The sequence below is a fragment of the Pedobacter sp. 01N416 genome (assembly GCF_056399685.1).
On record NZ_JBFTRT010000370.1, the window covers coordinates 1 to 9,628 of the forward strand.

Annotated in this window: 8 protein-coding genes; 3 read left to right on the top strand and 5 right to left on the bottom strand. The window is 40.3% G+C overall.

The genetic code is table 11. From position 1 onward, the window contains the following. Positions 1 to 24 precede the first annotated feature (24 nt). A complete protein-coding gene (nth, locus tag AC1DND_RS18955) occupies positions 25 to 690 on the bottom strand; it encodes an endonuclease III (RefSeq protein ID WP_477583982.1) in 666 nt (221 codons plus the stop codon). Between the two features lie 656 nt (positions 691 to 1,346). Here nth and AC1DND_RS18960 point away from each other — a divergent pair. Continuing rightward, entirely contained in the window at positions 1,347 to 1,823 is a 477-nt protein-coding gene (locus tag AC1DND_RS18960) for a DUF3347 domain-containing protein (RefSeq protein WP_477583983.1), read from the top strand. A 15-nt stretch (positions 1,824 to 1,838) separates the two neighbouring features. Beyond that, positions 1,839 to 4,130: a multicopper oxidase domain-containing protein gene (locus AC1DND_RS18965; protein ID WP_477583985.1), complete on the top strand. Its 2,292-nt coding sequence runs from the start codon at positions 1,839 to 1,841 to the stop codon at positions 4,128 to 4,130. 318 nt (positions 4,131 to 4,448) lie between these two features. Here the strand turns inward: AC1DND_RS18965 and AC1DND_RS18970 are convergent, their stop codons facing one another. From AC1DND_RS18970 to AC1DND_RS18985, 4 genes are all read right to left on the bottom strand, one after another. Next, positions 4,449 to 4,910 carry an MFS transporter gene (locus AC1DND_RS18970; protein ID WP_477583987.1) on the bottom strand — a complete coding sequence of 154 codons (462 nt, stop codon included), beginning with the start codon at positions 4,908 to 4,910 and terminating at the stop codon, positions 4,449 to 4,451. After that, a complete protein-coding gene (locus AC1DND_RS18975; RefSeq protein ID WP_477583988.1) occupies positions 4,852 to 5,463 on the bottom strand; it encodes an MFS transporter in 612 nt (203 codons plus the stop codon). Before AC1DND_RS18975 ends, AC1DND_RS18970 begins: the two co-directional genes overlap by 59 nt. A 326-nt stretch (positions 5,464 to 5,789) precedes the next feature. After that, on the bottom strand, positions 5,790 to 5,984 hold the full coding sequence (locus tag AC1DND_RS18980; protein WP_029279590.1) for a hypothetical protein: 195 nt from the start codon (positions 5,982 to 5,984) through the stop codon (positions 5,790 to 5,792). Positions 5,985 to 6,073: 89 nt separating this feature from the next. Continuing rightward, positions 6,074 to 6,658: an RNA polymerase sigma factor gene (locus AC1DND_RS18985; RefSeq protein WP_029279592.1), complete on the bottom strand. Its 585-nt coding sequence runs from the start codon at positions 6,656 to 6,658 to the stop codon at positions 6,074 to 6,076. A 259-nt stretch (positions 6,659 to 6,917) separates the two neighbouring features. Here AC1DND_RS18985 and uvrA point away from each other — a divergent pair. Beyond that, a partial coding sequence (gene uvrA / locus AC1DND_RS18990) for an excinuclease ABC subunit UvrA (protein WP_477583990.1) occupies positions 6,918 to 9,628 on the top strand: 2,711 nt, incomplete at its 3' end.

Consider the following 9,628-nt stretch of genomic DNA (forward strand, 5'->3'; position numbering starts at 1 on the left):
CAATAGTAAAGTGAAAATAATTTTTTAGGCTTTTAGTTTATCTCTTTCGTTTTGAGTGGTTAAGCGTTCGAAGTACCTGCACATGTAAGTAATTTCGCAAACATCGCATTTGGGGCTTCTGGCCACACAAACGTAACGTCCGTGCAAAATAAGCCAGTGGTGTGCAATGTGGATATCGTGCTCGGGAAGGTTTTTAACTAAATCTTTTTCAACCGCCAGTGGGGTTTTACCATTGGTTAAACCTAAACGGTTGGCCACACGGAAAACATGGGTATCAACCGCCATTGCCGGTGCATTGTAAATTACCGAGGCAATTACATTGGCGGTTTTGCGGCCAACGCCTGGCATTTTCTGTAAGTCGTCAATCCCAGAAGGCACCACATCGTTAAATTCGTTAAGCAGAATATTAGCCATACCCACCAGGTGTTTTGCCTTATTGTTGGGATAGCTGATACTTCTGATGTAATCGAAAACAATATCGGGCGTAGCTTCGGCCAGCGCTTTAGCATTAGGGAACCGTTGAAAAAGCGCAGGGGTTACCATGTTTACCCTTTTATCGGTGCATTGTGCTGAAAGGATTACCGCCACTAAAAGCTGGTAGGGATTATTATAATGTAACTCGGTTTCTGCATCAGGCTGCTTGGCCGAAAAATGTTCTACAAAAAGTTTGTAGCGTTCTTTTTTAAGCATGTGCAAATATAGGTTAAAGATGGAARATGTAATATGGGAAATGGAAGATGGGAGAGGTGTGAGATAAAACTGAGATTTGCTATYATGAGGAATAATTTATTTCATAAAAATCAATATTAACGACGTATAATTGATTATTTTTTACCCTACAGCTCATGCTTTCCTCGGCTCACCGCCGCCGAAAGGCTCTTTCTTTTTGATGTCAAAAAGAAACAAAAAACACCGGCTGAAAATTTTTCTTTAGAGGTCAGCGGTGTGGCTGGGTCAGCAGAATCCGAAAAATTTGTTAGGCCGGATTTAAGCGGAACAGGGATGCGGTGCTGTGGCATGGCTGGATGGAAATGCATAATGTCGCAAATATCTTATTAGTAAGCAATTGCAAAATAACGTCAATGAAAGCTTAGTCGAAGGACCTTTACTTATAAAAGGTTAATTGTTTAAATCGCTCAATCCACGCTAACCGCTTAACGCCAACCTCATGGCCCAACTACAAGCGATAATTATATAAACATTTTCGGTAAATGTGTAACATCCGGAAAGGCTGTAGCGCTAGTTTTGTATAATAATAAAACCCTGTTCTGGTTGCAAAGCAAATTAATAAGCAGCTCGCTAACTGGTATCAGGAAATAGGTTGATAACATTTAACTTAACACAAAATGAAAAGATTATTTAAATTATGGACAATCAATGTCCTTGTACTAATTGTGGCTGGCAGTGTATCAGCACAGGAAAAAGCAGCAGCGGTTAACCCTTTGCAGGCTTATTACGAAGTTAAAGATGCCTTAATTAGCAGCAATGCAAGCGTGGCTGGCACCAAGGCTACCGCATTAATTAACGCCATAAAAGCCAACGAGAAAACGAACACTTCGAAAGTTCTGCGTGATAAAATATTATTTGATGCTGAGCACATTGCGGAAAGTAAAGATATTGAACATCAAAGAGATCATTTTACCTCCCTGTCAACCGATTTTTATGCCTTGGTAAAAGCAGTAAAACTTAACGATAAGCCTGTTTATTATGCTTATTGCCCGATGAAAAAAAGCTATTGGTTAAGTGAAAGCGAGGCAATAAAAAATCCGTATTATGGCAGTAAAATGTTAACTTGTGGTAAGGTTGCCGTGGTGCTTAAATAAAACATACGCTACAAAATGAAGTTTATTTTAGTTTGTTGCCTTAGTATTTTGCTCAGTAGTTTTACTTTTGGCCAACATCAGCACAGTGAGGTAAAAGCAGCTGCCCCAAAAAAAGCTCCCCTCAAAGCAAGTGATGTGGAAACTTTAGGCAACAAAAAGTCGCCGGGGGTTGTGCGCTATGATTTATATGTTGCCGATACAACGGTAACTTTTGGCGGGAAACCTAAAAGAGCCATTGCGGTTAACGGGCAAATACCTATGCCAACACTAACTTTTACCGAGGGCGATACAGCAGAAATACATGTACATAATAGACTAAAGGAGTCAACTTCGTTGCATTGGCATGGGCTATTTTTGCCAAATCAATATGATGGGGTTCCTTATTTAACCCAAATGCCTATTGCGCCCAATAAAACCCATGTTTACCGTTTTCCGATTATACAGAACGGTACCCATTGGTACCATAGCCATTCGGGCTTACAGGAGCAGATTGGAATGTACGGTGCCATGATCTTAAACAAAAGAAAAGAACCCACTATACCGACGATACCTGTTGTTTTGAGTGAGTGGACAAATATGATGCCCCACGAAGTAGACAGGCGATTACACAATGCCAATGATTGGTTCGCGATAAAAAAAGGCACAACACAGAGTTATGTCGAAGCAATAAAAGGTGGGCACTTTAAAACCAAGCTCACCAACGAACTGAAACGGATGACTGCCATGGATGTGAGTGATGTGTACTACGAAGCATTTTTAGTTAATGGAAAAAATCAATATCAGGTACCAAACAAGCTCAAAGCAGGCGATAAAGTAAGGTTGCGCATTGCTAACGGCGGGGCATCTACCTATTTTTGGCTCACGTATGCCGGTGGTAAAATAACGGTAGTGGCCAGCGACGGTAACGATGTAACACCCGTAGAAGTAGATAGGCTGATTATTGCTGTTTCCGAAACCTATGATGTAATTGTAACCATCCCCGAAAACAAAAGCTTCGAGTTTTTGGTAACCCCCGAAGACCGTACCAAATCTGCTTCCTTATGGCTGGGTAGTGGGCAAAAAGTGCCGGCTCAAAAAATGCCCAAATTGAAATATTTCGAAGGCATGAAAATGATGAACGAAATGATGGATATGAACGGTAATCTGGTGCAGATGGAAGGCATGAAAATGCAGAACCAGGTGATGGATATGAATACCGTAATGTATGCTGAGCTGGATGATACTGGGACTGATACTGTTGTTGCTGATGCGCATAAAGCCCATAATATGGGTAGTAGCAAAAGCGCAAAAGGCCCCATGACAACATTAAATTACGATATGTTGCGCTCACCTGAAAAAACGGTTTTACCTAAAGCCCCAACCCGCGAAATGGAGTTTCAGTTAACGGGCAACATGAACCGTTATGTTTGGACTTTGGATAATAAAACCATTTCTGAAGAAGATAAAATCCTCATTAAAAAGGGCGAAAACCTGCGGATCATTTTATATAACAACAGTATGATGCGCCACCCTATGCACTTGCATGGGCACGATTTTAGGGTAATTAATGGTCAGGGCGATTACGCTCCTTTAAAAAATGTACTCGATATTATGCCCATGGAGCGCGATACCATTGAGTTTAGCGCTTCAGAAAGTGGCGATTGGTTTTTTCATTGCCACATTTTATACCACATGATGAGTGGGATGGGTAAAATCTTTAGTTATGAAAACTCGCCGCTAAACCCCGAAATCCCAAACCCTAAATTGGCGCAGCGAAAACTTTTTGCCGATGACAGGATGTTTCATTTTATGGCAGAAAACGATTTTGCCAGTAACGGAAACGATGGTATGGTCATGTTGGCAAATACGCGCTGGAGCATTGGCGCTGAATGGCGCTTAGGTTACAATAAAATGCACGGCTTTGAAACCGAAACTCATATTGGCCGATATGTAGATAGAATGCAGTGGCTAATGCCTTTTGTAGGTTTCGATTGGCGCTACCGGAAAATGGAAGCTGGCGAACAGGAAAGCAATATTTTTGGCCAAAAAAGCACAAAGGATAAAAGAAGTATGTTTAGTGTAGGGCTTGCCTACACGCTGCCTATGTTGGTAGTAGCGCAGGCAGAAGTTTACCACGACGGTAATGTTCGTTTACAGTTAATGCGGGAAGATATACCAATTTCTAAACGCTTAAGGGCAAGCTTTATGGTAAATAGTGATAAAGAGTTTATGGGCGGACTTAAATTTATTACCACTAAATACATGGGCATTTCTGTGCACTATGATAGCGATATGGGCTTTGGCGCAGGCTTAACGCTTAATTATTGATCTAAGCATTTGTAATCTCCCTCAAAAAGTTAACTGGCAACTAATTTTGAATGATTGAGTTTTGAATGATTGAATGAGTGAGTGATTTGGACTATCACATCCAATCATTCAGGAATTGCGAAGGGTTTTTAATTAACCGCACTGACCTTTCGTTTTAAACCTGATGGGAACGGCAGCCCGAGCTTTTTCTGCGAGGCTACAGTGTACAGCAGGACTGAAATTTTTGCTTGCACTAACTTTCATTTTCTAAAAAAAGTAACAATATAGATTACTACGCTCCATCACAAAGTGCTGCTTCGTTCGCAATGACGAATATTTTTAGTGAAAGGAAGTTGCTGGCACTTTAACCTGTTCCGTTACGTCCTGATTACTTTTAATTAACCAGAAGGCAAAAAAAGCACCAACCAAAGCCATAGCTGCACCAACATAGGCTGGCGAAGTATAATCGAATCCATAAACTAGTGGAAGCCCGCCGAAGAATGCGCCTAAAGCATTACCAATATTAAAACTCGCCTGACTTGCAGATGCTGCCAGCATTTCGGAGCCCTTAGCACTCTGGATCATTAACATCTGTATTGGGGCTGCCAACGCAAAAGATACGGCGCCGGTAACAAAAGTCATAATTAAAGCCAGTGGCTGACTTGCGGATACGAAGTGAACAATGGTTAGTGTAATTACCATGGTGAGCAACAAGGCTGCAGACGCTTTTGCTGGTGAAAATTTATCGGCCAATCGGCCGCCAACGTAATTGCCGAACATCATGCCCAAACCTGCCAGCATTAATATATAGGTTACTGCATTTGGCGAAAAGCCTGCAACATCTGTCATTAAAGGGGCGATATAACTGTACCAGGTAAATAATCCACCCGTTCCGATCGAGATCATCAAAATGATGATCCATGCTTCTCTTTTTTTGAAGAAACTTAGAGCCCATAAACATAAGCGATACCGCCTGAGCAGCTTTTCCCTTTTCGGCTATTCTGCTGGCTACTACCGATCCTACCCCGAAAAATGCACCGTGTGGTAAACCCGAAAGCAATCGGGCAATAAACAGGGTATCAAAAGTAGGTGCGAATGCAGAGAAGGCATTAAATACCGTGAACATGATCATCAAAGCAATCAATATCATTTTTGGTGGATATTTGCCGGCAATCATGATCAATAAGGGTGCGCCTATTACTACACCTAAAGCGTATGCAGAAATTAGATGCCCTGCCTGCGGAATGGTTACTGCTAAATCTTTTGAGATATCGGGTAGCAGGCCCATCATAACAAATTCTGTTATCCCGATGCCTAAACCGCCTAAAGTGAGTGGGAGCAAGTTCTTGTTCATAGCGTACTTAGTGTTAAATTTACACTATGCAAAGGTAAGGCTTTTTGCTTTAGGAGATTGTAAAAATTAGGCCATTTATGGAAAAGAGGGAAGAGGTAGGATGGGTTGATGGTCAGATAGTCGATAGTATATGGTCAAATAGTTGATGTCCAAATAGTTTATAATGTATGTAAGTAGTTATAAGATAATAAAGTACCATCAATTATGAAMCSGTAGYCGGTTTGCAGTTACCAATGAACGRATGGYGAATGAACTATTGAACTCATAAAATGAAAAAGCTTGCCCCACCCTGTGGAACAAGCTTTTTTGGCTCATGTAAAGATTTTCTACTTTGCGCTGCTGTAAGCTAAAATCTTGTTGATGGTTTCATCTTGAGGATTTTTAGCCAGTCTATCTAACTTACCTTTTATTTGATCATAAAATAAGTCGATTTCTGCGTCAGATTCAATATCAGTTCTAGGCTGAAACATGTTAGGTGTAGGTAAATTTACATTTGTTTTTGATGTAGAGGTTTTTGTCATAAGCAACTAAAATGTGATAAGTTTTATAAACTTAACGATAGTTCAGATGCTTTATTTCAACCCCTAAAAAATTTTATGTAACAATTTTACTACCCTTTGTAGGTCATCTCCTTTGTTTTAAGCATTTTACGCAAATTACTCAATGCATAACGCATACGGCCTAATGCTGTATTGATGCTTACATCGGTCAAATCTGCGATCTCCTTAAAGCTTAAATCAGCGTAATGACGCATTAAAAGCACTTCTTTCTGCTCATCAGGCAATAAATGGATCATTGCTTTCAAATCTTTATGGGTCTGGTCGCGAAGCATTTTATCTTCTGCGCTCTCATCATAAAAGTGTAGCATATTGAATACATCCATTCCATCGGCACTGGTGATGATTGGTGTTCTCTTTTCTTTTCTGAAATAATCGATAACCAAGTTATGGGCAATACGCATTACCCAAGGCAAAAACTTGCCTTCTTCGTTATATCTTCCCGATCGCAGGGTATTAATTACTTTTATAAAAGCATCCTGAAAAATATCCTCCGCCAGATATTGGTCTTTAACCAATAAGTAGATAGAGGTATAAATTTTACTTTTATGTCTTCTTAAAAGTTCCTGCAATCCATTCTCGTTCCCGGCAATATATACCTTTACCAGGTCCTGATCATTATATGATTGTAAATTCATAGGTTTACCTACACTAAATCCCGTACTATTTGCTAAAAATTAATTTGTAGATGTTTAATTTCTATAGCTGCTCTCCTATGTTTTTTGATGTGTGTTAGTTTGGTTTTGAGGTTGTTAATGTTCAAAGAAAGTTATTTTTTTATCAAAAAGCAAAAAATAAAATGTTAAAAAATAAATTAACCGTCTCAGTACCCTATTTTTGTATGTTCTTAAAACCCTAACAACATTCTGGGGTTATACATTATATTCGTTACTATACATGAGCAAAAAAGAGGCCGAAAAAGATCCGCATAAAAATATTATCATAAAAGGTGCCCGTGTGCACAACCTCAAAAACATCGATGTTGCCATTCCAAAAAACAAACTTGTGGTGGTAACAGGTATGTCTGGTTCGGGGAAATCTTCGCTTGCATTTGATACTTTATATGCAGAGGGGCAACGCCGATATGTAGAAAGTTTATCTTCTTATGCCCGCCAGTTTATGGGCCGGATGAATAAACCCGATGTTGATTATATTAAAGGTATTGCTCCGGCAATTGCCATCGAACAAAAGGTTATTACTTCCAACCCACGTTCTACCGTTGGTACCTCGACCGAAATTTACGATTACCTTAAACTGCTTTTCTCGCGTATCGGGAAAACCATTTCGCCTGTTTCGGGCAAAGAAGTAAAAAAGGATTCGGTAAGCACGGTGGTTGATTATGTAAATGCCATGCCCGAAGATACAACGGTTACTATTTTTTGTCCTTTGTACCCGCACAATAACCGTACAATTAAGGAGGAACTGGCTATTTTATTACAGAAAGGATTTTTACGCGTTCTGATTAACGATAAAATTGAAAAAATAGAAGCGGTTTTAGATGATGCCGACTTTAAGGATGAAGCCTTAACGGATGATAAAACAGTTCAGATCCTGATCGACCGTATTGTAACCAACAAGGAAGAAGAAACATTAAGCAGATTGGCTGATTCGGCACAGACTGCTTTTTTTGAAGGTAAAGGCGATTGTTATGTAGAAGGCCAGGGCACAACAAAACATTTTAGCGATCGGTTTGAACTGGATGGAATAAAATTTGAAGAACCTACGCCGAATTTTTTCTCTTTCAATAACCCTTATGGTGCGTGTAAACGTTGTGAAGGTTATGGAAACGTAATCGGCATTGATGAAGATCTGGTTATTCCTGATAAGAGCAAAAGTATTTACGATAATGCCATTGCCCCCTGGCGCGGCGAAAAAATGAATGTATGGTTGCAGAATTTTATTAAAGCTGCACCAAAATTCGAATTCCCGATTCACCGGCCTTATAGTGCCTTAACAGAAACAGAGCAACGCTTGCTTTGGACAGGAAATAAATATTTTGCAGGCCTTGATGCTTTTTTCAAAGAACTGGAAGAACAGACCTACAAAATTCAGTACCGCGTTATGTTATCACGTTACCGGGGCAAAACCACCTGTCCTGATTGTAAAGGCTCGCGTTTGCGTAAGGATGCATCTTACGTAAAGATTGCTGAGAAATCGATTATCGATGTGGTGCTGATGCCATTGGCAAAAGCACTGGTTTTCTTTAACGAGTTGAAATTAAACGCCAACGATACCAAAATTGCCAAACGTTTATTGGCAGAGATTGATAACCGTTTCCTTTATTTAAACAATGTAGGTTTAGGCTACCTTACCCTAAACCGTTTATCGAATACGCTTTCGGGTGGAGAATCGCAAAGGATCAACCTGGCAACTTCATTGGGAAGTAGTTTGGTGGGTTCTATTTACGTTTTGGACGAACCGAGTATCGGTCTGCATCCACGTGATACCAATAAACTGATCGAAGTATTAATCTCGCTCCGTAATGTAGGCAATACCGTTTTGGTGGTGGAGCACGAAGAAGAAATGATGCGTGCAGCCGATTACATTATTGATATTGGCCCTGAGGCTGGTACCCATGGCGGTAATTTGGTTTTCAGTGGTAATTACGAGGAGATTTTAAAAGATAAAAATAGCTTAACAGGCCGTTACCTATCGGGAATAGAAAAAATTGCCATTCCGGATAAACGCCGTAAGTGGAAAGATCACATCCTGATTAAAGGAGCAAGGGAAAACAATCTGCAGAATATTGATGTGAAGTTTCCGTTAGGTGTTTTTACTGCCGTAAGTGGTGTTTCTGGATCGGGTAAAACCAGCTTGGTTAAAAAAATCTTATATCCTGCATTACAAAAGGCAATTGGCAACTACGCTGGTGAGCAAACGGGTGCTTATGATGGCATTTTCGGCAATTACGATCTGGTAAGCGCTGTAGAAATGGTCGATCAGAACCCGATTGGTCGTTCTAGCCGTTCTAACCCGGTTACTTATGTTAAAGCCTGGGATGATATCCGTGCCTTGTTTTCGGGTCTGGCATCGGCAAAAGCTGCAGGCTTAAAACCAGCTGCATTCTCTTTCAACGTAGAAGGTGGCCGTTGCGATGTTTGTCAGGGTGAGGGCGAGGTGAAGATCGAGATGCAGTTTATGGCCGATATTTACCTGCCTTGCGAAGCCTGTAACGGAAAACGTTTCAAACAGCAGGTTTTAGATGTAACCTACAAAGAGAAAAACGTATCTGAAATTTTGGATATGACTATTGAAGAGGCGGTAGAATTTTTTAAGGATGAACAAAAGATCCTCAATAAATTAAATCCATTGGTTGATGTAGGTCTGGGTTATGTACATTTAGGCCAATCTTCTAATACCTTATCGGGTGGTGAGGCACAACGTATTAAACTCGCTTCGTTTTTGATTAAAGGGAACAATGCCAATAAAACGCTGTTTATTTTTGATGAGCCAACAACCGGTCTGCATTTTCATGATATTAAAAAACTGCTAAAGGCGCTGAATACCTTGATTGAACAAGGGAACACTATTTTGGTAATAGAACACAATATGGACATGATCAAATGTGCCGATTGGGTAATCGATATCGGCCCGGAAGGGGGCGATGG